Source organism: Microbacterium pygmaeum, assembly GCF_900100885.1.
GTDB lineage: Bacteria > Actinomycetota > Actinomycetes > Actinomycetales > Microbacteriaceae > Microbacterium > Microbacterium pygmaeum.
Window position 1 is genome coordinate 1363027 of sequence record NZ_LT629692.1, and the last position, 22215, is coordinate 1385241.

At 66.7% G+C, this 22215-nt stretch carries 20 protein-coding genes; 9 read left to right on the top strand and 11 right to left on the bottom strand.

Going from position 1 to position 22215, the window contains the following annotated elements:
- The first annotated feature begins 117 nt into the window (after nucleotides 1-117).
- Entirely contained in the window at nucleotides 118-414 is a 297-nt protein-coding gene (locus BLT19_RS06290) for a hypothetical protein (protein WP_157681772.1), read from the top strand.
- 9 nt (nucleotides 415-423) lie between these two features.
- Here BLT19_RS06290 and BLT19_RS06295 read toward each other — a convergent pair whose 3' ends face one another.
- The 5 genes from BLT19_RS06295 to BLT19_RS06315 form a co-directional block, all read right to left on the bottom strand.
- Nucleotides 424-1047: a DUF998 domain-containing protein gene (locus tag BLT19_RS06295; protein WP_091487815.1), complete on the bottom strand. Its 624-nt coding sequence runs from the start codon at nucleotides 1045-1047 to the stop codon at nucleotides 424-426.
- Nucleotides 1048-1118: 71 nt separating this feature from the next.
- The gene (locus BLT19_RS06300) at nucleotides 1119-1913 is read right to left on the bottom strand and encodes an IclR family transcriptional regulator (protein ID WP_231917820.1); all 795 of its coding nucleotides are present in this window, start codon (nucleotides 1911-1913) and stop codon (nucleotides 1119-1121) included.
- Between the two features lie 27 nt (nucleotides 1914-1940).
- Complete coding sequence (locus BLT19_RS06305) at nucleotides 1941-2969, bottom strand: zinc-dependent alcohol dehydrogenase (RefSeq protein ID WP_091487819.1); 1029 nt, start codon at nucleotides 2967-2969, stop codon at nucleotides 1941-1943.
- Nucleotides 2969-3841, bottom strand: a complete 873-nt coding sequence (locus BLT19_RS06310; protein WP_091487822.1) for a fumarylacetoacetate hydrolase family protein — start codon at nucleotides 3839-3841, stop codon at nucleotides 2969-2971. The genes BLT19_RS06305 and BLT19_RS06310 overlap by 1 nt, the downstream gene beginning before the upstream one ends.
- Nucleotides 3838-4065, bottom strand: coding sequence for a hypothetical protein (locus BLT19_RS06315; RefSeq protein WP_091487824.1), 228 nt, complete (start codon nucleotides 4063-4065; stop codon nucleotides 3838-3840). Before BLT19_RS06315 ends, BLT19_RS06310 begins: the two co-directional genes overlap by 4 nt.
- An 82-nt stretch (nucleotides 4066-4147) precedes the next feature.
- Here BLT19_RS06315 and BLT19_RS06320 point away from each other — a divergent pair, with 82 nt between their 5' ends.
- On the top strand, nucleotides 4148-5869 hold the full coding sequence (locus tag BLT19_RS06320) for an IlvD/Edd family dehydratase (RefSeq protein ID WP_091487827.1): 1722 nt from the start codon (nucleotides 4148-4150) through the stop codon (nucleotides 5867-5869).
- A gap of 51 nt (nucleotides 5870-5920) precedes the next feature.
- Nucleotides 5921-6667, top strand: coding sequence for an SDR family NAD(P)-dependent oxidoreductase (locus tag BLT19_RS06325; protein WP_091487829.1), 747 nt, complete (start codon nucleotides 5921-5923; stop codon nucleotides 6665-6667).
- Nucleotides 6668-6923: 256 nt separating this feature from the next.
- Here the strand turns inward: BLT19_RS06325 and BLT19_RS17945 are convergent, their stop codons facing one another.
- Nucleotides 6924-7118 carry a hypothetical protein gene (locus tag BLT19_RS17945; RefSeq protein WP_231917821.1) on the bottom strand — a complete coding sequence of 65 codons (195 nt, stop codon included), beginning with the start codon at nucleotides 7116-7118 and terminating at the stop codon, nucleotides 6924-6926.
- 210 nt (nucleotides 7119-7328) lie between these two features.
- Between BLT19_RS17945 and nhaA the strand changes: the two genes are divergently transcribed.
- Nucleotides 7329-8618, top strand: coding sequence for a Na+/H+ antiporter NhaA (nhaA, locus tag BLT19_RS06330; protein WP_231917822.1), 1290 nt, complete (start codon nucleotides 7329-7331; stop codon nucleotides 8616-8618).
- 28 nt (nucleotides 8619-8646) lie between these two features.
- Here nhaA and BLT19_RS06335 read toward each other — a convergent pair whose 3' ends face one another.
- Nucleotides 8647-9105: a DUF421 domain-containing protein gene (locus BLT19_RS06335; RefSeq protein ID WP_157681773.1), complete on the bottom strand. Its 459-nt coding sequence runs from the start codon at nucleotides 9103-9105 to the stop codon at nucleotides 8647-8649.
- A 296-nt stretch (nucleotides 9106-9401) separates the two neighbouring features.
- On the opposite strand from BLT19_RS06335, the gene BLT19_RS06340 reads away from it, so the two are divergent.
- Nucleotides 9402-11270: a lipase family protein gene (locus BLT19_RS06340; RefSeq protein WP_231917823.1), complete on the top strand. Its 1869-nt coding sequence runs from the start codon at nucleotides 9402-9404 to the stop codon at nucleotides 11268-11270.
- 44 nt (nucleotides 11271-11314) lie between these two features.
- Here BLT19_RS06340 and BLT19_RS06345 read toward each other — a convergent pair whose 3' ends face one another.
- Entirely contained in the window at nucleotides 11315-13603 is a 2289-nt protein-coding gene (locus BLT19_RS06345; protein ID WP_231917824.1) for an arylsulfatase, read from the bottom strand.
- Between the two features lie 188 nt (nucleotides 13604-13791).
- Nucleotides 13792-14799, bottom strand: a complete 1008-nt coding sequence (locus tag BLT19_RS06350; RefSeq protein ID WP_091487836.1) for a TIGR00341 family protein — start codon at nucleotides 14797-14799, stop codon at nucleotides 13792-13794.
- A gap of 91 nt (nucleotides 14800-14890) precedes the next feature.
- Between BLT19_RS06350 and BLT19_RS06355 the strand changes: the two genes are divergently transcribed.
- On the top strand, nucleotides 14891-15784 hold the full coding sequence (locus BLT19_RS06355; protein WP_091493434.1) for a formylglycine-generating enzyme family protein: 894 nt from the start codon (nucleotides 14891-14893) through the stop codon (nucleotides 15782-15784).
- Nucleotides 15785-15789: 5 nt separating this feature from the next.
- Here the strand turns inward: BLT19_RS06355 and BLT19_RS06360 are convergent, their stop codons facing one another.
- Nucleotides 15790-16719, bottom strand: coding sequence for an HAD family hydrolase (locus BLT19_RS06360; protein ID WP_091487839.1), 930 nt, complete (start codon nucleotides 16717-16719; stop codon nucleotides 15790-15792).
- A gap of 178 nt (nucleotides 16720-16897) precedes the next feature.
- Here BLT19_RS06360 and BLT19_RS06365 point away from each other — a divergent pair, with 178 nt between their 5' ends.
- Entirely contained in the window at nucleotides 16898-18379 is a 1482-nt protein-coding gene (locus BLT19_RS06365; RefSeq protein ID WP_091487842.1) for an arylsulfatase, read from the top strand.
- Nucleotides 18380-19994: 1615 nt separating this feature from the next.
- On the opposite strand, the gene BLT19_RS18245 is transcribed toward BLT19_RS06365, so the two are convergent.
- A complete protein-coding gene (locus BLT19_RS18245; protein ID WP_407939818.1) occupies nucleotides 19995-20504 on the bottom strand; it encodes a DUF6993 domain-containing protein in 510 nt (169 codons plus the stop codon).
- A 1025-nt stretch (nucleotides 20505-21529) separates the two neighbouring features.
- Here BLT19_RS18245 and BLT19_RS06375 point away from each other — a divergent pair.
- Together BLT19_RS06375 and BLT19_RS06380 are read left to right on the top strand one after the other, a co-directional pair.
- Nucleotides 21530-21730: a hypothetical protein gene (locus BLT19_RS06375; RefSeq protein ID WP_091487845.1), complete on the top strand. Its 201-nt coding sequence runs from the start codon at nucleotides 21530-21532 to the stop codon at nucleotides 21728-21730.
- Nucleotides 21731-21735: 5 nt separating this feature from the next.
- Nucleotides 21736-22200 (top strand): hypothetical protein, encoded by a 465-nt coding sequence (locus tag BLT19_RS06380; protein ID WP_091487849.1) that lies wholly within the window; start codon nucleotides 21736-21738, stop codon nucleotides 22198-22200.
- Nucleotides 22201-22215 lie beyond the last annotated feature (15 nt).

A 22215-nucleotide genomic window follows, 5' to 3' on the forward strand; every position in this document is an offset into this window, starting at 1 on the left:
TGTGCCTGGCTCGGGAGCGCAATATCGTCGATCGGCTATGCCCGCGCACCTGCACCCCGCTACCTTCAATCGGCTGGAGGGTCGCCTTCCGGTGCCCGCGAGGTGTACGTTTCGGAAATGCCGGCGAAGGATCTCCCGCGTGGGGTCTCCCAAATCGTGGAACACGTCGGGCAGAAGGCTGCACCGACCGGGAACCTCGACTGGCGCGAAGAAGATCGAATCAAGGCCGACATGATGAACGTGCCGCGCCGATGGATGCCGGTCGATGTCCATGCATTTCAGATCAAGTGCTACGAGGTCGGCCTGACCGCAGCATCCACCGGCGCCCTCGTCCGCCTTCTCCGGCGCATCCAGGAGGGCAGGCGACTGCGACCCCACGACAAGGGTTTCCGGTTTCCGATCGCTCCCGATTGATCGCTCGGGTCACCGCACGCGACGGCGGAGCGCGCCGTAAGCGAGTACTGAGACGAATCCGAGCTCGACGGCCGCGCTGAGGACGAGCCGGATGGCGAGGGTCTCAGGATCGCCGACCGCGGCGATGAGCACCGCGAGCACGAGGGCGGCGATGCTCGCCGTCATCCACCCGCGTTGACGGCTGCGTCCGAAGCGCACCGCGAGGAGGACAGTCACCGCGAGGAAGGCGAGCTGCGTCAGGAGGAACCCCACCTCGTGCACGGCGCCATGCCAGCTCATCGCCGGCACGCCCTCGGGAGCGCCGGCAGGAAAGCCCGCGCCGGCATCCGTGACGAACATGCCGGCGACCAGCAGACCAGTGCCCATGAGGACGATCGAGATGCTCGCCCACCGGGTCAGGTGTCCGGCATCGAGTGTTCGCCCCAGCGCCGCTCCGCCCCCCATCACGAGTGCTCCGGTCACCAGGAAGTTGACGATCTGAACCCAGCCGAGATCGCCGAGACTCAGGAGGCTCATCGGGTGAAAGGTGGGTCTGAAGCCCTCGCGGCTGAAGGCCTGTGCAGCCCACAGGGCGACGAAGAGCGGAGTGGCGAGGACGGCGCCGATGAGCAGGACGCAGGATGAGCGGGACATGGAGGCCTCCGAAGATGAACTATTTGGTTCACTATTGCACGATGAACCGAAGAGTTCAATAACGTCGATGGCTAACGGACAGCGCCGCCCCCGAGCCGTCGCGCGATCGTCTCTCGAATGGCGGGCACCGCATCGACGAGCTGATCGAGGGAGCAGCGGAAGCGGACCGCACTGATGCTGACCGCCCCGGACGGGATTTCCGAGCCGTCGAGATGCACCGGAAGGGCCAGGCAGTTCACACCGACCTCGTTCTCCTCGTCGTCGACGGCGAAACCGCGACGGCGGGTCATCTCGAGTTCACGCAGCAGCTGCTCGGGAGTGGTCAGCGTGTTGGCGGTGCGCTGCTCCAGAGGGAACGGGCCGAACCAGTCGCTGACCTCCTGCACGCTCGTCAGACGGCCGCTCAGCAGCGCCTTGCCGACGGCGGTCCGGTACGCGGGGTTGCGGCCGCCGATCACCGAGGTGAGCCGCACGGCACCCTGCGGTGGATCCATCTTCGCGCGGTACACGATGTCGGTGCCGGACAGCACCGCGTAGTGGGCCGTTTCGCCGCACGTTGCGGCGAGCTCTTCGAGAAGGGGCTGGATGCGGGCGGTTTCCGGTCGCCCGTCCAGGTTGCGGAACGCGAGGCGAAGATACTCATCCCCGAGGACGTAGACCCCGCGCCCGGTCATGTCCGCCAGGCCCGCGCGGCGCAGCGTCGCGAGGGCCCGGTGGACCGTGGGTTTGGAGCTGTGCAGCGTGCTCGCGAGCTCGTCGAGCGTGACGCCGAGCGGGTGGTCGGCGAGCTCGGTCAAGACCGCGATGACGCGGTCGGCGCCGACGAGTCTCTCTTCGGAGTTCTCCGCCGGGCTCGGCGGGTTCACCTCGCTCATCCTTCCCCCGTGTTCATCTCAGGTCGTGAGTCGCGGATCGACGTGGACCTTCGGTCCTGGTCCCGCATCCGCGCCTCGGCGCCCTTCGAATCGGGCGGGCACGTCCTCGAGAGAGACGACCTCGCTGACGATGGGGTCGGGCACCACGGATCCGTTGGCGAAGCTCTCGATCGCGCCGGCCAAACCCGGCGAGGCGGACAGGATCCCGACTGCCGTGATGTCCTTCAGGGCAATGTCGCGGGTGTCCACAAGGCTCGGCGTTGAGGACAGGCCGATGAAGACGACGCGCCCCGCCGGCTTGGCGAGGCGCACCGACTCTGCGGGCATGGTGTCGTTGCTGGTCGCCTCGATCACGGCGTCGAACCTGTCGGATGCCGAGGCGGTGAGGTCGTCGAGCTGCCAGGTGTGCGGCACACCGAGGGAGCGGGCGAGCGCGAGGGATCCCCCGCGGACGCCGCCCACGTGGACCTCGGCGCCTTCGGCGAGCGCGAACTGCGCGGCCAGGAGTCCGATGGTCCCCGATCCGAGCACGAGCACCTTCTGGCCGGGTTCGATGTTCGCTGCTCGCACGGCGCGCAGCGCATTTCCGCCCGGCTCGACGAGCGCGGCGGCCGTGAGGCTGACGTGCTCGGAGATCTCGTATGCGAACCGGGTGGGGATGATCAGCTTCTCGGCGAGCGCCCCCGGCCAGTCGCCGCGAATGCCGACCTCGTACCGGTCGGGGCAGACGTGATGATGACCGGCGGCGCAGTACGAGCAGTGCCCGCAGCCCAGCATCGTGTCGCCGGTGATCCTGCGCCCGAGCCACCAGTCGTCGGTGGAGTCGCCAACGGCGAAGACGCGGCCGGTCCACTCGTGACCGAGCCGCAAGGGGAAATGCGTGTGGCCCTGCTCGATGTACGCCATCTCGCCGGTGTACAGCTCGACGTCGGTTCCGCAGACCCCCACACGCTCGACGTCGACCAGCAGTTCCCCCGCGGCCGGGACCGGGTCCGGTACATCCTGAACCTCGGCTCGACGGGGAGCGGTGACGACCAGCGCTCTCATCAACTCGCCGCTGCGGGGTGGGCGATCACGTGCTGGGTCTGCGTGCCCAGGCGCGTGATGCCGAGCGTCATGGTCTCGCCGCCGTGCAGGAAGACCTGCGGCGACATGCCCATACCGACACCCGGCGGAGTGCCGGTGTTGATCAGGTCGCCGGGCTCGAGGGCCAGGAACTGGCTGAGGTAGTGGACGATGAACGTGGGATTGAAGATCATCGTGGACGTGGAGCCGTCCTGGCGGCGCGCGCCGTCGATGTCGAGCCACATGTCGAGGTCGAGCACGTCGCCGATCTCGTCGGGCGTGACGAGGTAGGGGCCGGCCGGGTTGAAGGTCGGCGCCGACTTGCCCTTGGTCCATTGACCTCCGCGCTCGGTCTGCCATTCGCGTTCGCTGACGTCGTTCACGAGGACATAGCCGGCGATGGCCGCCGCGGCCTCCTCCTCGTCGCGCAGGTACGACGAGTGGCTGCCGATCACGATGCCGAGCTCCACCTCCCAGTCGGTCTTGACGGATCCGCGCGGGATGAGCACGTCGTCGTTCGGACCGATGAGCGTGTTCGGCGCTTTCGTGAACAGGATGGGTTCGCTCGGCACCGCCTGGCCGGTCTCAGCCGCGTGGTCGCTGTAATTGAGACCGATGCAGAGGATCTGATGGGGTCGAGCGATGGGAGCCCCGAAGCGGCGATCGCCGACCGGCTCGGTCCGACCGGAGGCGGCCCGCTCGGCGACGACGTCGGCAAGCGTGCGCAGCGCGCCGGAGCCGAAGAACGCTTCGTCGAAATCTCGGGTGACATCCGACAGGTCGACGAACGTGTCGTCGTCGATCAGGACTCCTGGGGTCTCGGCACCCGCGGGACCGATGCGGACAAGTCTCATGAATGTGCTTCTTTCTCGTGCAACCAGAAGGGGGTGGTCGTGTTGCCGCGCCAACGGGGGACCGGAAGCCCGGACGCGTGCGGGTCGGCCAGGAAGATCGCGCCCGAGGCATCCGTCCACTGCGTCAGGCCCTCCTGCGTCGTGGTGATGGCGAGGATGCTCAGGTCGGATCCGACGGATGCAGCCCACGAGGCCTGCGAAACGTCTGCACCAATCGTGGTCATCGCCGGCGTTCAGGTCGTGTGCACTGCCGTGGCATAATTCAGAATATTAGCGGACCATTCAATCTGATGGAAAAGGGGTTCGATGTTGAATCATCTCCGCAGCGCTGGTTGGTACGAGGGCAGCGACCGCAACGCCTACATCCACCGCGCGTGGATGCGCCGCGGGAACCCCGAGGATTCGCTCGACGGGAGCAAGCCGCAGATCGCGATCGCGAACACCGCGTCTGATCTCACGCCGTGCAACATGCACCTGAACGAGGTCGCCGACAGCGTCAAGAACGGCGTGTGGGCCGCCGGCGGCGTGCCCTACAACCTCCCCGTCGTCTCGCTCGGCGAGACCCAGGTCAAGCCCACCGCGATGCTGTGGCGGAACATGGCCGCGATGGCGATGGAGGAGATGTTCCGCGCCAACCCGATCGACGGGCTCGTGCTGCTGGGCGGCTGCGACAAGACGATCCCCGCGCTGCTGATGGCCGCGGCATCCGTGGACATCCCGGCCGTCGTCGTGCCCGGGGGACCGATGCTCACCGGCCACTTCAGGGGCGAGGCGCTCGGCTGCGGCACCGACGTCTGGCGGTTGAGCGAAGAGGCTCGTGCGGGCAAGATCACCGGGGCGCAGTTCCTCGCGTCGGAGCAGTCGATGATCCGCGGCAAGGGGCACTGCAACACGATGGGCACCGCCTCGACGATGGCCGTCGTCGCCGAAGCACTGGGCATGACGATCCCGGGCTTCGCCGGCACGCCCGCCGCCGACGCGCGGCTGCTGTCGCTCTCGCACGAGACGGGCCGGCTGATCGTCGACATGGTCGGGATTGACCGGAAGCCCAGCGACATCATGACGAAAGAGTCCTTCCTGAACGCGATCATCGCAGTCGCCGCCGTCGGCGGGTCGACCAATTCGGTCGTGCACCTGCTCGCCATCGCGGGCCGGCTCGGGATCGACCTCACCCTCGATGACTTCGACGCCGCAGGCGCGGGCGTCCCGGTGATGGCGAACCTCCAGCCCAGCGGCGTCTTCCTGATGGACGACCTCTACCGGGCCGGGGGAGTGCTCGCCCTGCTGACGCAGGTGAAGGACCTCTTCCACCCCGAGCCGATCACCGTGACCGGCAGGCCGCTCGTGGACTACCTCAGTGACCGACCCGTCTACGACGACACCGTCATCGTTCCACGCGACGCTCCGCTCATGGACGATGCCGGCATCGCCGTGCTCCGCGGGAACCTCGCGCCGCGCGGCGCGATCATCAAGCCCGCCGCGGCCACCCCGGCGCTGCTCCAGCACGTCGGTCCTGCGGTCGTGTTCGATTCGATCGAGGACATGCGCGAACGCATCGACGACCCCGACCTGGACGTCACCGCCGACTCGGTGCTGGTGCTGCGCGGCTGCGGCCCGCGCGGGTATCCGGGAATGCCCGAGGTCGGCAACATGCCCCTGCCGCAGAAGCTTCTCCAGCACGGCGTGCGCGACATGGTGCGCATCAGCGACGCCCGCATGAGCGGCACCGCCTACGGCACCGTGATCCTGCACGTCGCACCCGAAGCCGCCGCGGGCGGCCCGCTCGCATTCATCCGCACCGGCGACATCGTGACCATCGATGTCGAGAACCGTGTGCTCAGCTTCGACGTCACCGACGACGAGCTGCAGACTCGCAGCCAGACGCCCGCGAGCGAGGCCGCGTACGCGGCGCCCGTTCGCGGCTGGGCGAAGCTCTACATCGACCACGTCATGCAGGCCGACACCGGCGCCGACCTCGATTTCCTGGTCGGCGGCAGCGGCGAGAAGGTCGGCCGTGAATCGCACTGAAACGCCTGTGCGCGCGCGTGTCGCAGCCGGGAAGCCACAGGAAGGAGTGACATGCCGGAATTCGACGGAGCCGTCGCGATCGTGACCGGAGGTGCCAGCGGAATCGGAGCCGCCACCGCTGTGCTGCTGGAAGAGCGGGGTGCGCGTGTCGCCGTGCTCGATCGCAGTCTCGACGGAGTGCCGGCAGCCTTCTTCGGCACGGTGTGCGACGTCACGGACAGCGCCCAGGTCGACGCCGCCGTCTCGGCCGTGGTCGACCATTACGGATCGCTCGACATCGTGATCAACAATGCGGGGATCGGCGCGTCGGGCGATGTCGCGGCCAACGACGACGACGAGTGGCACCGCGTCTTCGACGTCAACGTGGTCGGGATCGCGCGGGTCACGCGTGCGGCGCTTCCGCACCTGCGGCAGTCGTCTCGCGCGGCGGTGGTCAACACATGCTCGATCGCCGGCATCGCCGGGCTGCCGAACCGGGCGCTGTACTCCGCGAGCAAGGGAGCCGTCGCCGCTCTGACGCTGGCGATGGCAGCCGACCACGTTCGCGAGGGCATCCGCGTCAACGCCGTCACGCCCGGCACGGCCGACACCCCTTGGGTCGGGCGGATCCTCGAGGCCGCAGAAGACCCTGACGCCGCGGCCGCCGCGCTGCGCGCTCGTCAGCCGATGGGCCGTCTCGTCACGGCTGCGGAAGTGGCCAACGCGATCGTCTACCTCGCCTCGCCCAATTCGTCGTCAACGACGGGGACGCTGCTGGGCGTCGACGGAGGGATGCAGGGCCTGCGGGTTTCGTCGTAGGCTCGGCGCCCGCCGCCCCGCCGCCCCGCGCCCGCCGCCCAGCCGCCCCGAGCGGGCATGTTCGCCCCGAGCGGGCACGCTGTGCAACGCTCGACCGTGCCCGTTCGGGAGTTGCATGCCCGTTCGGTGCCGAGGGGCGTGGACGAGCGCTTTGGCGCCAGACAACAGGTTGTCCATCACGCGCGTCCGTGCGGCGATCAGCACGTCGTGGTGCTCCCTGATCACGGTTTGCGGGCGATCCGTCGGGTGGGTCCCGCTACTCCGCAGAGCGGCGGATGTAGTCGTACGCGCCAGGACCGGTCGGTGTGTCCAGGAGTTGGTACACCACACCGTGGTGGTCGATCTCCGGCTTGGGGGTGCCGTCTGGTCGGAGCGGACAGAGGACGGGCTCTGCGTCATCGGTCGGGGTGGGGCCCTCGTGAAGCAGGGCGATATAGGTCTCGATGCTCACTCGATCCACGCTACCTGTCGCACTCATCGGTGGCCGTGCCGGTGCGCCACGTCAATATCTCTGCGTACGAAGCAGCACCACCACACCCTGGATCGCGGTCTGAAATGCCGTGCGCTGTTCTATAAGCTGATCGTTGGAGTGCCGGGAAGTCTGGTCGGCGAATCCGCTGGCGAGGCCGGCGGGACTCGTACCCGCTGGAAGGATCTCCGCTTGGACACGCACGCCCCCCCGTCTCGATGGTCGCGACTGCTCGCCTGGGTCTCCGGTGATGTGGTCGGCGGCGCTGTGATGATCGGCGCCGCTGCGCTGGCGCTGATCTGGGCGAATTCGCCGTGGCAGGGCGGGTACGAGGCGTTGTCGGACCTCGTCGTTGGGCCGGCGGTGCTGCATCTGGACCTGCCGTTGTCGGCGTGGGCGGCAGACGGCCTCCTGGCGATCTTCTTCTTCGTCGTCGGTGTCGAACTCAAGCAGGAGATCGTCGCCGGCAGTCTCCGCAATCCTCGAGAAGCCGGAGTTCCGGTCCTGGCAGCTGTCGGCGGGATGGCGGTCCCCGCACTGCTCTATGTCGTGATCATCGGCGTCCTCGGCCCCGAATCGGCGCTGCATGGCTGGGCGATCCCGACGGCGACGGACATTGCGTTCGCCCTCGCCGTGCTGGCGATCTTCGGCCGTGGCCTTCCGGTCGCGCTGCGCGTGTTCCTGCTCACGCTGGCGGTCGTCGATGACCTGCTGGCGATCGTCATCATCGCGGTGTTCTACAGCGAAGGCGTCAACGTCTGGATGCTGCTCGGATCCTTCGCCGCTGTAGCCCTGTTCGCGGTCGCGGTCCGCGCGAGGAAGATGCGCTGGTGGTTCCTGATCCCGCTCGCGCTGATCGCCTGGACGCTGATGCACTCCTCAGGGGTGCACGCGACCATCGCCGGTGTCCTCCTGGGCTTCAGCGTCTCGGCCCGCCCGATTCGCGGCGAACCCACCTCCCGCACTACACAGCTCGAACACACCGTCCGGCCGCTCTCGTCGGGGTTCGCGCTGCCGGTGTTCGCCTTCTTCGCCGCCGGAGTGTCCCTCTCAGGCGAGAACGGAATCCTCGCCGCCCTCGGCGACCCCGTGGCGATCGCAGTGATCGTTGCGCTGGTCGTCGGCAAGCTCACGGGAGTGCTGGGCGTGACCGCGGTCGTGACGAAGACCACACCGTTGCGGCTGCCGGACGGGATCGGCATCCGCGACCTCCTCCCGGTCGGTCTCCTCACCGGGATCGGCTTCACCGTTTCTCTCCTGATCGCCGAACTGTCCTTTCCCACCGGCGACCACCAGGCGAACGCGAAGTTCGCCATCCTGGTCGCCAGTGTCCTGGCCGCCGTCCTTGCCGCGATGACCCTGCGGTGGGATGCCCGCAAGGCACGTATCGCCGACATGAACAGCGACGGCATCGACGACATCAACCTCGCCCGCATCGGCGACCCCCCACCACGCGACCCCGACCAGTCGGCCCATGCTTGACGGCGCCGATCCCACTCCCGCGGACGAATCAGGGCTGACGCAGGTGCTCAGCGCCGATCACATCGACGAACAAGTCATCCGACAGCGGGATGCCGGCGCGAAGCACGCTGACCGTCCCCGAAGGCTCGAACACGACGGCGGCGATCTCGTCGGGATGACCCACACCAGCCAGACGGATGCGGGATCGTAACTCTGCGTGCGAGATATGACAGCGGCGCAGGTTCGCCTCGATCGGAGTCGAGCCCGCCATCAGCAGGACCGGTTTGACCGCGACGACCCGCGCGCCGAATGCCGTCGATCGGATCGCTCCGACCACCGCTTGAATCAACACCAGCGTGCACAACGCGACGACACCGGTCATCAGCCTCGGTTCCTGGCCCAGGGACGCGCGCCCGATGATCGCGCCGAACGCGACCACTGCGGCCACATCGAAGCTGGACAGGGACGCGATCAATCTCTGCCCGAGCACCCGGATGAGCACCACCATCACCAGGTACATCGCGATCGTCGCGATGATCGTGGCGAGAACTTCCAGCGGGGAGATGGTGAGCAGTTCGATCAAGTCGATCCTCCTTCGTGCGGGACCGAGGTCCCGGGGTGCGCTGTGCCCGGTTTCGTGACGCGAGCGTCGAATCGGCATCGAGACTCGCGAGGTCGCGAGCTACGCCGTCCGGAACGCGGTCGCAGCACGCACGGATCGTCAGTTCGCGGTGCGCATCGGACCAGTTGCGTTGGACGACTGCTCGATCGGTCCGGACATGCCCCCATGCTTATCATGTGGCGATGGTGCGGCAGCGGGCATGGATGGGACTCATTCCGCGACGGGGTGCGATCCCGCGTCTTCTGCGTCGCGCGCCGATCCCCATCGTGACGATCGCCGGTCTCGGGTTGGTGTTTCTCGGAGCGCTCATCATCACCCGACCTCTCACTTCGATCTACCTCCTGGGCATCTACGTCGCATTGAGCGCGATCATCTCCGGTGTTGCAGAGTTGCGGCCCGACGGACGTTCCGCTCGTCTGTGGGAGCGGATCATCGCGGGTGCGTGGATCGTCGCGGGGCTCGCCGTCCTGGTCTTCCTCGACCGCAGTCTCGACCTCCTGCCTCGCGCGCTCGCCATCCTGCTCCTCATCGGCGGTCTCGCCTCTCTCGGGGACGTGATCGCGGGCGGAAGACTGAGCGAGCGAGTTCTGGCGGCGGCGTGGGGCGCCAGTCAGATCGTGTTCGGTGTCCTCGCGCTGTCGTGGCCGGACGTGACCGTGCTCGTCGTTGCGGTCGTCTTCGGAGTCCGCACCCTCGGGTACGGCGGATTCCTTCTGGTCCAGTCGTTGCGGAGCATCGCACGGCGATCGAGAACCGCCGCCGCGATGGACGAATCCGACGAGCCGGCGTCCACGACAGCGACGCGGCACACCGTGTGGGCTGCGGTCGGACGAAGCGCCCTGGCCGGCCTGCTCGTCGCGTCGTCCATCGGCGGATGGTGGCTGAACGGATGGCTCGGCGACGGCGCCCCCGTCGTGGACTCGTTCTACGATCAACCCGAAGACGTCCCATCGGCGCACGGTCGTCTCATTCGCATCGCCGCCTTCGACGGGACGCAGCCTCCCGGCGCGGATGTCAGCCGGATGCTCTACACGACACGGGACGCATTGGGGGCGCCGGCCATCGCCAGCGCACTCGTCATCGTGCCGAACGAGAATCGCCCGGGAGCCCGGCCGGTGGTCGCATGGAACCACGGCACCACGGGTGTCGCTCGCGGCTGCGCGCCGAGCTTGCGAACCGAATCCGCGACGCGATGGGCGATTCCGTCCTTGAACGAGGCGATCTCTCGCGGATGGGTCATCGTCGCGTCCGACTATTCCGGTCAGGGGACAGAAGGAGTCTTCCCGTACCTGATCGGTCTCGGAGAAGCCCGATCGTCGTTGGACGCCGTCCTCGCAGCACGCGAGATCGAAGGGCTCGCGCTGCGGCCGGAGACCGTCGCATGGGGCCACTCCCAGGGCGGCCACGCAGCGCTGTGGATGGCGCAGATCGCATCGAGCTACGCGCCGGACATCGAGATGCGCGGGACGGCAGTGCTCGCCCCGGTCACCGACCCGGTCGCCCTCGCAGATGAACTCACGTCCGGTGAGGCGACCGCTCTGCTGTCCGTCTTGATCTCATGGGTCCTCGTCCCGTACGCGGACACCTACGCCGACGTCGATCTGGAACGCTACATCGCACCGGGCTCTCGGGCGATCGTCCGCGAAATGACGCAGCGGTGTCCTACCGAGCCGGGCGTGGTGGTCTCCGTCGTCGCCGCGCTCGGCGTCTCCGAAGATCGGCCGCTGTACGTCGGTGGACTCACCTCGGGTCCACTCGGAGATCGCCTCGAGGAGAACGCGGTCCGTGGCCCCTGGGACACCCCGATACTGGTCGCATGGGGCGACGCCGACGAAGTCATCCCCCCGATGCTGCAGGAGGATTTCGTCAGAGAACTCTGCGAACAGGGCGATCGTGCCCGCTGGGTGGTCTACAGCGGCTACACCCACTTGCAGACGCTGCTCCCCGGCTCGCGCTTCCTCCCCGTCCTGATCAATTGGACGGACGCTCGACTGCGCGGTCTCGACCGCCCCGACAGCGACTGCGATCGCTACGGCGCTGCACTCTCGTGACCGCGCCCGCAGCGCGGCCGCATCCGACCGACGTGGCGATGAGCTCAGGCCGTGTAGATGACGTTCATGGTGTGGATGTCACCCGTGAACGGAAACGGAGCTCGGTCGAAGTAGTCGAGTGAGACCACGCCGCCGAGGCACCTGCCGACGTCCAGGCAGTCGTTCGCCGTGAAGAGCAGCGGCGCGCTGACGGGGACCACTCCGCTCGCCCACTCCTCCCCGTCGACGGAGATCACGACGCGCAACGGGCCGCCCGGGCGCGCCTCGACGTAGGAGGTCTCCACCACGATCGTGTGCCGGCCCGGCGTCAGCGTCCGCTCCGAACGGATCTGCGTGCGCTGGACGATGAAGAGGTTGTACTCGTACACGATCCGGCCGCCGTCGACGAAGCAGGTGAGCCCGCCCCCCGCACCGCCCAGTGCATAAAGAACCCCTTCGGGCGAGTCGCCGATCGTCGCGGTGAGAGTGACGGTGTTCGCGCGGTTGCCCAGCGCAGGGGCGATGAACTCCGGCATCCGGATGATGTCGCCCGTGAAATTCCACTCTCGATACGGCGTCGAGATGCGCAGCTCCGGGTGGTAGACGGGGACCCAGAGCCCGCCGCCGATCGGGTAGACACTGTTCTTCGCGGCCTCCATCGCGAACAGTTCCTTCATCTGGGCGAGCTTCTCCGGCTGCTCCTCCGCGAGATCGTGCGCCTGGGTCCAGTCCTCGTCGAGGTGGTACAGCTCCCACGTGTCGTGATCGGGCGTCCACTCGGCGATCCCCGGCGGCAGGCCGGGCACCCAAGGCGCGCGAGGACCGAATGCCGACGCCATCCAGCCGTCGTGGTAGATGGCGCGGCTGCCCATGATCTCGAAGTACTGCGTGAGGTGCTCGGACTTCGCGTCGGCGTCCTGCAGGATGGCCGCGAAGCTCGTGCCGTCGATCGGGTCCTGCGGTATGCCGTTGACGACGCGCGGATGCGAGATGCCCAGCAGGTCGTACAGCGTGGGCACGATGTCGGTGCAGTGCACGAACTGGGCGCGGGGAGCGGCATCCGGTGTGACCTTCGCGGGCCACCGGATGGCCATGGGGTTGCGGGTGCCGCCGAGGTGCGACGCGACCAGCTTCATGCCCTTGTACGGCGTGCTGCCCGCCCATGCCCAGCCCGCGTGGTACTGGTTGTCGGCCTTCGGCGTGCCGAGCACATCGAGGCCGCCCATGTCGTTCATCGCCTCGATGTGCTGCGGGATGGTCGACGGGATGCCGTTCTGCGCCAGCAGCTCGCTGATCGTGCCGTTCTGTCCTTCACCCGACGAGCCGTTGTCGCCCCAGATGTAGAGGATCAGCGTGTTCTCGCCGTACCCCAGGCTCTCCAGTTCGTCCACCACGCGGCCGGCCTGTACGTCGGCGTGCTCGGCGAATCCGGCGGCCACTTCCATCAGGCGGCGCTGGAACGGCTTCTCGTCCTCTGGGATGTCGTCCCAGGCGGCGAGACGCTCGTCCCGGGCGGTCAGCTCGGCGTCGTCAGGAATCCAGCCGGTTTCCTTGGCGCGCGCGAAGACCCGCTCACGGTACGCATCCCACCCTTCGTCGAACCTGCCCGCATACTTGTCGGCCCACTCTTTCATGATGTGGTGCGGGCCGTGCAGGCATCCGGTCGCCCAGTACATCATGAAGGGCTTGTCAGGCTCGAGCGCCTTGTGATTGCGGAGCCAGTGGATCGCATCGTCCGCGAGATCCTCGCTGAGGTGGTACCCCTCCTCAGCGGTCTTCGGTGGCAGCACACTCGTGGTGTTGCGCACCAGGTTGGGCTCGTACTGGGATGCTTCGCCGGCGAGGAACCCGTAGAAGTACTCGAACCCGTTCCCGGTCGGCCAGTTGTGGAAGGGCCCCGACACGCCCGTCTCGACCGCCGGGGTGTTGTGCCACTTGCCGAATGCGGCCGTGGAGTAGCCGTAGTCCTTCAGCACCTCGGCGCCGAGGGCGCTGCTCTTGGGGATCTCGCCCGCGTAGCCGTCCCAGTCATTCGCGAGCTCTGCGATCTGACCGTTCCCGATCCGGTGGTGATTGCGACCCGACAGCAGCGAGGCGCGGGTCGGGGAGCACATCGCGGTGGTGTGGAAGCGGTTGAACCCGATGCCTTCGCTGAGCACTCGACTCAGTGTGTCGGTGCGCACCTCGCCGCCGAACGTGTCGGGCAATCCGGGGCCGGCGTCGTCGATCAGGATGATCAGGATGTTCGGGGCGTCAGCCGGAAGCCGCGCGGGAGTCTCTCGCTGGTGATACACCGACTCCTGCATCGTCCGGCCGGCGACGCTGGCCGAAGGCGTGGGTGGGAACGGAAGCACGTCCTGAGGGCACATCGCAGTCTCTTTCCGACGATCCATTCCGACTGGCGGTCCCTAACGGAGTATCGTCACGCCGCACCGTATCGAGCTCGGCGCACCGATCGCGTCGTTCTTTCCGGGTGATGTGGGCAGGCGCAGACAACGCCGCACAACGGTCTTCGGAAGATGAGGCGCGAAGACGTGTCGCCCTATCTGATCCGCAGTTCCACTCCCTGTCCGACGTCCACGACGACACCGACGAACGATGGAAGGACCGCATCGAGCGCGTCGCTGTATTCGTCGATCGGTGGCGTGCTTCCATCGCTCGTCGTCACTGTGACCGTTGCCGTGGTGCCGGTCCATTGCAGGCCGTAGATTCGCGCATCCTGCTCTTCGGCGAGCCACGCGGTCCCCGCGTTCTGAATCGCGACCGACCATCTGGCCAGCGCAATCGAGGCGACCGAGTTGAATGCCAGCGGAATCGCGATGATCGCGGTGAGCACGGCGACGATCGCGTAGGCGCGGCGTCGGTTGGCGACGAGCGACGACCCGGGGTCGCGTGCATACCCGGCCGCCGTGAACACGATGCTTCCCGCGATGATCAGCGCGACGACGTTCGAAAGGAACAGCCATAGTGCTCCGACAGCGTCGGCCCAGAGTCCCTGTCCTGCGCACACACCGACAACTCCGAGCGGCGGAACGAGGGAGATGGCGATCGCCACACCGGGGAGGACCGCGCTCAGGTCACGACGGCACATTGCGAAGCCTCCCGCGAATCCGGTCGCCAGAGCCGCAACCAGGTCCATGAAGCTCGGCGACGTCCGCCCGATCACCTGCGAGTTCGTCTCCAGCGTTTCCGGGGTCGCGACGAACAGAGAGAACACGAGCCCGAGTGTGGTCACGAGTGCGAGACCGAGGAGCACCCAGAGGACGGACCGCACGACCAGGTCGAGGCGACCGGTGACGATGCCGAGCGCGATGGCGAGTATGGGAGTTCCGAGCGGAGCGATGATCATCGCTCCGATCACCGTCGCCGTCGAATCGGTCAACACGCCCGCGATTGCGACGATGCCCGCGAGCGTGAGCATGATCAGAAAGCCGCTGCGCTTGCCTGCCCGGTCGCCCGAGCCGAGGTCGAGGGCCTCGGTCACCTCGGCGGCCGTCTGTCGCTGTGTCTGAGGAATGAGCGTCCGAAGCATCGCTGAGAGCGTCGACATGCGCACATCTTCCTGCCTTCGCCGGTGGTGCCGTGGAGGGCTCGCTGCGGATCGTAGGTACGGTTGCCGTGTGGCAGTGGATGCGCAGCGCATGGTGCTGATCGACGGCGGAACGTTCCGCATGGGATCGGATGAGTTCTATCCGGACGAGCGTCCGGTGCATGAGCGGTCTGTCGAGCCGTTCTGGATCGACCGTTGTGAGGTCACGAACGAGCTGTTCGCGGGATTCGTGGATGACACGGGGTATGTCACGGTCGCCGAGCGCGAGTTGGATGCTGCGGCTTTCGACGGCGCGGACCCGGCGGACCTGGTCCCCGGGTCGATGGTGTTCGTTCCCACGGACGGCCCGGTCGACCTCCGCGACTGGCGGGCGTGGTGGCGGTGGCAGCCGGGCGCCTTCTGGCGGCGTCCGTTCGGCCCCGAGTCCTCCATCGACGATCGGATGCAGCATCCCGTCGTCCATGTCTGCTTCGAGGACGCGGTCGCGTACGCGGACTGGGCGGGGCTGCGTCTGCCGACGGAGGCTGAGCATGAGTTCGCGGCGCGTGGGGGAGTGGACGGGGCGCGGTTCGCGTGGGGTTCCGAGCCGTATCCTGGCGGGAAGGCGCGGGCGAACTCCTGGCTGGGGCGGTTCCCGTACGACAACCGCGGCGTGGGCGGAACGGCGGAGGTCGGTTCGTATCCTGCGAACGGCTACGGGCTGTTCGACATGATCGGCAACGTATGGGAGTGGACGAGCGACTACTACACGCCGCGCCACGTGCGGCTCTCGGATCGTCCGGTCGACCCGCAGAAGCGGCAGAACCTGCTCGCACGGGCGAGCGCCGACCACGCATTCCCGACGACCGGTCGCCGCGTCTTGAAGGGTGGCTCGTTTCTGTGCTCACCCGAGTACTGCCTGCGGTTCCGGCCCGCGGCGCGGTCAGCGCAGTCCGAGGACACGGGGATGTCGCACATCGGGTTCCGCTGCGCTCGCGACGCCTGAACCGATCAGTGGGCAGCGGGGAATACCTGTGCCCAGTCGTCCTTGACGCTGACAACCGTGTACCCGAGCGCGTCCGCCTCTGCGAGGGCGGTCTCCACGCCCGTGCCGTAAGGGATGTCATCGCGGGTCGGGTCGTCATGGTGGACCAGAAGTGCGAATCCCTTCCCACCGCTGCGTGCGAAGTTCAGCATCGGCATGTCGCCGTTCGCGTTACCGCCTGCGAACAGTGGCCGTCGCCCGATCCGGCTCCAGATCCGCACCGGCTTCTCGGGGCCGTCGTCGAAGAACGAGAGGTCTGCGGTGTATCGGACTGCTGCGGAGTCCGCGTCGTACGTGAGTCCGTACGCGGAGCCGACGACTCGTTCGGGCGGGATGCCGTAGTAGTCCTCGGCCATCGGCCGCATGAAGTCGCGTTCGCCTGCTGAGACGATGTAGCAGGTGAAACCGTTCGCCTCGAGGTAGCGGAGCAGCTCGACCATCGGCTGGTAGACAGACTGAGAGAGCGGGCGGTGCAGCGTGGGATGCAGGGCGGTGCGGTAGAAGTCGGCGACGGATGCCGCGTAGTCGCCGACACTCATACCTTGCGTGACTTCGACGATGGCGGCGATCAGCACACCGAGGTCGCTGTCGTCTCCGGCGTAGTGCTTGTCGACGGCGCCGCCGAGCCACGACAGGTCGCCGCTCGCGACGGCGGTGTAGGGCTGTCGCTGGGCGAGAGTCGGGTCTGTCTGCAGCCGTTCCCGCCACCGCTCGATCAGGTACTGCAGTTGGGCGATGACCGGCTTCTCAATCCAGAGCGTCCCGTCGTTGTCGAACACTGCAACGCGCTCACTGGCAGGAACCGCATCCGGGCCCTGCGCGACCGTCTCGACGAACTCCACGATCGCGCGTCGCGTCTTCGTATCCCGCCACGAGGGCATCGGATCCGTGCTCATCGTCGTCCTCCGTCTGCGCTGCGCCGCATCGACATCCTGTGGCTATCCTGGCGTCCCGCTGCACCAGCCGGAAGCGGTGGACGGAATGCCTTCCGAGATCGCGGATGGGCAGTGACGGGCTGGGGGCCGTCTGGTAACGTCCGGAACGGACTGTCCTTCAGACGAGGAGACGTTGAGAATGGCCGAGAAGCCGAACATCATCCTGTTCATGTCCGACGATGTCGGGTGGGGCGATCTGGGCTGTTACGGGGGTGGCGAGAACCGCGGCGCTCCGACTCCGAATCTGGACAGGCTGGCGGCCGAGGGCTTGCAGTTCATGTCGTTCTACGGCCAGCCGAGCTGTACGCCGGGACGCGCCGCGGCGATCACCGGTCGACTCCCGATCCGCAGCGGAATGACCACGGTTGCATTCCCGGGTCAGGGCGGCGGGCTGCCGGCACCGGAGTGGACCCTGGCGAGCGTGCTGAAGAAGGCCGACTACGACACCTGCCACATCGGCAAGTGGCACCTCGGCGAAGCGGACTACGCGATGCCGACCGCTCACGGCTTCGACGAGATGTACAACACAACGCTGTACCACCTGAACGCGTACACCTACACCGACAAGGCCTACAACCCCGACTTCCCGTTCGGCGACCCGGTGACGATGAAGATGTGGGGCAACGTCATAGGCGCCCTCGAGGGCAAGTCGGGCGAGGAGCCGCACGAGGTCGAGAAGGTCGACTCGTCCAACATCCCGCTCATCGACGAGAAGTCCACCGACATCGCACTGGACTATATCCAGGACCACGCGAACGGCGAGAACCCGTTCTTCCTGTACCTCAACACCGCGAAGCTGCATCAGCCGAACCTGCCGCATCCCGACTTCGAAGGCGCATCACTGGCCAAGTCGAAGTACCTCGATTCCCTCGTCGAACTCGACCACCGGGTCGGGCAGGTGGTGGATAAGGTGCGCGAACTTGGGATCGCCGAGAACACCCTGATCGTCTGGACCACCGACAACGGTGCATGGCAGGACGTCTACCCCGACTGCGGGTATACCCCGTACCGCGGCACGAAGGGCACCGATTATGAGGGCGGAAGTCGGGTGCCCGCGATCGCCTGGTGGCCAGGCTCCATCGAACCCGGCCGCCGCAACTCCGACATCGTCGGATCACTGGACCTGATGGCGACGTTCGCCAGCATCGCCGGGCTCGAGCTGCCCACCGAGGACCGCGAGGGCGAGCCCACGATCTTCGACAGCTATGACCAAACCGCCCTCCTGAAAGGCGAAGGGCCGTCGACCCGCGACCACTGGTTCTACATGACCGAGACCGAGATGGTCCCAGGTGCCATCCGCCTCGGAAAGTGGAAGGCGATCTGGAACGTGCGCGACGGATGGCGCGGACCGGCGTCCTACACGGCGATCGTCCCGGAGCTGTTCGACCTGTGGCAGGACCCGCAGGAGCGCTACGACATCTTCATGAACAGCTTCGCCGAGAAGACCTGGCAGCTGCCGCAGATGGCCGATCGACTGCTCTCAGTGCTCCCCACGTACAAGAAATACCCGAACCGGCCGATCCAGACTGCGGGCATCAGTTACGCCATGTTCGAAGTCGATGACGCCCAAGTGCAGGAGCAGATCGCCAAAATGCTGCACGGACTCACGTCTACCGGCTGAACCCGGTTGCGGCGGCGGATGGTGCGCTCACGCGGATTCTGAGTACGTCACGATTGCGGCGGCAGCGGCTGTCGCCAGTCTCTGACGCAGAACGATGAACTCGCCCCCCGCCGAGGCGGCGTGTGCATCGACCTGCGCGCGTCCACTTGGCAGCTACCGGTAGTTGATGGATTGCATTCGCCGGATTGCGGGTAGTTGAGGAAAGGTGAAACCCGCGGAAATATGCGGAATCTTCGTTGTGTCAGGGTGACTCGAAAAGCTCTGGAATGGGGATTTTGCGGACTTTCTGCGGACTGGGTAACGAGCCTCGGGCCTATTGCGACTGCCAAGTCCCTGCGGCAGTGACACGCCCCTCCGATATCGAGAGCGTAGCGGTCGGGCTTGGCTGCGCTCCGGGCTTTCGCGGCATATCCTCGGTCCTCCGCTGCGCTCCGGTCCTCCGGTATTCCACGACCCGGCTCTCCGCCGCACCCGACCGCTATTCAGCTGAGATCGGAGGGAACGAGTGACAGATTGTCGGTGACGCTTCCAGCCCTGTTCTAGGTCGAGAGCATCGACGCGACGGCGACAGTCGAACTGAACCCGGGCGCTAACGACGAGGTGCATCAACCGGCGAAAACCGCGGATTTCCGCGGCCGTAGAGCCAAGTTGGACGCGCTTCAATTACATCGACCCGAGGTCGTTTTCGAGGAAGTGTGGGCAAAGTGTGGGCAAAGCGCGGCTACTTCGACAGATGTGTCAGTTCCGAATGCACGAACAGACTGGTGAAGGCCCATCCGGACGGCCTGTGCAGATGTCGAGACCGTCGATCAAGCCAATGAATCGTGACGTGTCAGCCGCGATCGATGAGGACGTTCGTAAGGGTCATCGGCCGCGGCCTGCGGTGCGCGACTCTGCCGAAGACCATCTATCGACGCGCGGCGAGCCCGGCCTCACTTGCGCGTACGCGCACCACGCCACTCCTTCTCCCGACCTTCACAACGGGCCCGTCGCGTCCTGGCAGGCAAAGGCTCAACGGCCCACATCCGATGGATGCGGGCCGTTGAGCGATCCCGGCGACGTTCAGTGATACCACCCGAAGTACCAGATGACTTGTCCGTTGTACGTCGTCGCCGCGCACCCACTGACGATATGACCAGGATTGCTTGCTATCCATTTCCTGCGATCCTCATTGCAATCTGCGCTCGAGGTATAGCCGCTGGCATTCCCTGTATGTGCCTGCGCCGGGGCCGCCAGCAACCCGCCGAGTAAGGTAGCGCCGATAACCGTGGCCGCGGCGAGTGTTCTTGTACTTTTCGTTTTGAACATGAAATCCCCGATCTCCTTGGACGGCACCGCCGGGCAGATGGCGGTGAGGGAAACAGCTTCTTATTGCTCTTGCCTCCTGGTTAGCACGCTAGGGGTTTGCATTTCTGGTGTCTGTAGACCGCATGGGGAACATCACGCGGTACCGCTATCAGGACGGCACGAGTCGATGAGTGGGCGGCCTCCGACCTCGCGATCCCCGCCGCGCGCGCCAAGAGCATCTTGGCCGGCAGCGGACCTGCTGTCGTCGACACATCACTCAGCAGAGCAGCAGCTCGCTCAAATGCTACGACCGTCGAGCTCGGCCAACTCACCAGTCGATCGGGCGGGTGTTCCCGACGAGGCATCCCCCGTCGAGGATGCCGGGGACAACGACGGCGACGGGCTCACCCCATCCAGGCTGACCCACCTGACCTACCAGGCATTCCTCGTCCCAGCGCACCGAGAACTGGATACTCTCAGCCGGATTACCGACGGTGGACTCATCCTCGGTCACCTGCATGGCCCCCCGGTCGAACCCCGCCACGCTCAGCGCATCAATGTAGGCCCGGCCCGCATACGGCTCAGGCCCGGACCACACACTAGCGACGACGCTCGAGAACAAGGGTAAGTTGTCATCGGCGGAGCCATCCGGCACGAGAACCGGACCGGCTGATTCCGGTGCGGGCGACGCGGTTTCGATCCCGGGCGTCGCGGCTTCGATGCGCGTCGGAACCTCCGAAGGATTCGGCTCCGCGGGCTCTGCGCAGCCGGCGACGGCAAGGGCTCCCCCCAGCACGACGGATGCCCCAACGAGGCGTATGAAGGAGGATCGACGCACCCTTCGATGCTACGCACTGTCGGAACGGTGCGTCGACCGTCGTGGCGTCGACTACAGGACGTTGTGGGGAAAGTAGCGGATCGCCGTCAGCGGTAATCCTCAGTGCCGTGGGCAGGTCGAGATCGTTGTGACGCGCCAGCTTCGACCCACGGCTCAGCGTCGGGGAAGTTGAGGAGGAGAGCTTCGACAAGTACACGCCGCGGGAGCGTTGTAGTAGCCGGCCCAGTGGCCAACGGTCGAAGCGAGCAATTTCGTGTGTCGGCCTGCCATGCGGCGTAGCTCCGCGATGACGGGAGCGGGATCAGAGGTGAACTGGTGGCGGGAGCAGAATGCCGACAACTCAATGTCGAGCAGGAGTTCAGGTCGCATGGTCGAGGTCCTTCCCCGGCCGAGGATGTCACGCTACTCCGACACAGACCGGGGATCGGCCACGCGCCCCCACGCACGGGTGCGGTTCGTGATTTCATGCGTGCAGCGCGCATCGTCCGCTGCTCAACGAGGCCCATGATCAACAGCCCGACAGCGGCAAGAACAAGCAGAGCCCAGCCGACGATGTTATGCCACTCGCCCGCAAATGCCGCAGGCGCAAGCTGCGCGGCGAACGTGCCAAGGAACAACGACAGACCGAACCAGACCATGCTGTTCGAGACGGCAGCGGCCCGTGCGATCCGCTCCCTCTCGTGCATGACCCCAAACCTCCCACCGAGCGGAGGCGGGGTCCAGCCGTCACAGCGGTTTCAGAGCGGCCCCGCGTCCTGGCCGCGGGGAGAGGCAGCCGGCCCACGGCCGACTGAATGAGCCGCTTCGCGGCGCTGTCTTTCAATCCCAAGGGTGTGGCCGGAACGCCGAGCCTATGCGAGCTCCTGCGGCTCCTTGCCGTTCCGGTCGCTATTTGCAGACTTCACCCTCCGCTGCGCTCCGGGCTCCGCTTAGCAACCGCTCCCTCCAGGCACTCCGCCGCCTCCGCCCGCACCGGCACTACGTGTCCGGCCCCACGCCGGGAAAACGTTGAGGGAGAAGAAGAAATGACACGAAGCGATTTCGTCACGATCCGCACGACGGTCAGCACCGAGGACGACCGGGAAACGGGCCGGCTAATCGGGAGGAGGGAGGAAGAACTCAACCGGTGGGGGCAGTCGGGCTACTCGCACGCGGGCACGCTCACGATCCCCAGCCCCGGACAGATCACCATCATCGACACCCTGCAGAAGACCATCGAGAACTGACCACCATGAGCGAGCCGCACACCACCACCACACCCGCTGTGCGGCTCGCTCCGCGTGCCAGCCTCGACACCCTGTGGGATGCCGCCCAGCGCGTCATGGCCATCACCGGCGTGGTCGAGCAGGCCACCAGCGCCACCGTCCGCCGCCAGTGGGACGCGATAGACGCCGAACTCACCATCCTCGGCATCCCGGTCTATGACCGCCACGGCGCCTCCGGCCCCGGCAGAGCCTGGTGGACCGCGCAGAACAGTGAAGGCCGGCTGATCGGGAAGTGGGCGGAGTCCTACGAAGAAGCCGTCATCCAACTCGGCGCAAGCTTCCGCAGCCGCATCGTCTGGTGCGTGCCCGACACCGACCTGCAGGTACGCGACCGCTACCCACGCAGCAAGCAGGGCGAACCGCGCATCCACCCCGTCACCGACCAGCCCATCCCTGGCCCGGACTACGCCCCGCTCACCACCCTCTTCTAACCCGCCCACAAGCAC

What these genes read in the sequence shown, in the direction of transcription:
- BLT19_RS06325 (WP_091487829.1), top strand. Translation starts at nt 5,921, where the DNA reads ATGCCGGAATTCGACGGAGCCGTCGCGATCGTGACCGGAGGTGCCAGC.
- BLT19_RS06380 (WP_091487849.1), top strand. Translation starts at nt 21,736, where the DNA reads ATGAGCGAGCCGCACACCACCACCACACCCGCTGTGCGGCTCGCTCCG.
- BLT19_RS06305 (WP_091487819.1), bottom strand. Translation starts at nt 2,969, where the DNA reads ATGAGAGCGCTGGTCGTCACCGCTCCCCGTCGAGCCGAGGTTCAGGAT.
- BLT19_RS06360 (WP_091487839.1), bottom strand. Translation starts at nt 16,719, where the DNA reads ATGAGCACGGATCCGATGCCCTCGTGGCGGGATACGAAGACGCGACGC.
- BLT19_RS06340 (WP_231917823.1), top strand. Translation starts at nt 9,402, where the DNA reads ATGGTGCGGCAGCGGGCATGGATGGGACTCATTCCGCGACGGGGTGCG.
- BLT19_RS06320 (WP_091487827.1), top strand. Translation starts at nt 4,148, where the DNA reads ATGTTGAATCATCTCCGCAGCGCTGGTTGGTACGAGGGCAGCGACCGC.
- BLT19_RS06365 (WP_091487842.1), top strand. Translation starts at nt 16,898, where the DNA reads ATGGCCGAGAAGCCGAACATCATCCTGTTCATGTCCGACGATGTCGGG.
- BLT19_RS06350 (WP_091487836.1), bottom strand. Translation starts at nt 14,799, where the DNA reads ATGTCGACGCTCTCAGCGATGCTTCGGACGCTCATTCCTCAGACACAG.
- BLT19_RS06355 (WP_091493434.1), top strand. Translation starts at nt 14,891, where the DNA reads ATGGTGCTGATCGACGGCGGAACGTTCCGCATGGGATCGGATGAGTTC.
- BLT19_RS06315 (WP_091487824.1), bottom strand. Translation starts at nt 4,065, where the DNA reads ATGACCACGATTGGTGCAGACGTTTCGCAGGCCTCGTGGGCTGCATCC.
- BLT19_RS06375 (WP_091487845.1), top strand. Translation starts at nt 21,530, where the DNA reads ATGACACGAAGCGATTTCGTCACGATCCGCACGACGGTCAGCACCGAG.
- BLT19_RS06290 (WP_157681772.1), top strand. Translation starts at nt 118, where the DNA reads ATGCCGGCGAAGGATCTCCCGCGTGGGGTCTCCCAAATCGTGGAACAC.
- BLT19_RS06335 (WP_157681773.1), bottom strand. Translation starts at nt 9,105, where the DNA reads ATGGTGGTGCTCATCCGGGTGCTCGGGCAGAGATTGATCGCGTCCCTG.
- BLT19_RS06310 (WP_091487822.1), bottom strand. Translation starts at nt 3,841, where the DNA reads ATGAGACTTGTCCGCATCGGTCCCGCGGGTGCCGAGACCCCAGGAGTC.
- BLT19_RS06295 (WP_091487815.1), bottom strand. Translation starts at nt 1,047, where the DNA reads ATGTCCCGCTCATCCTGCGTCCTGCTCATCGGCGCCGTCCTCGCCACT.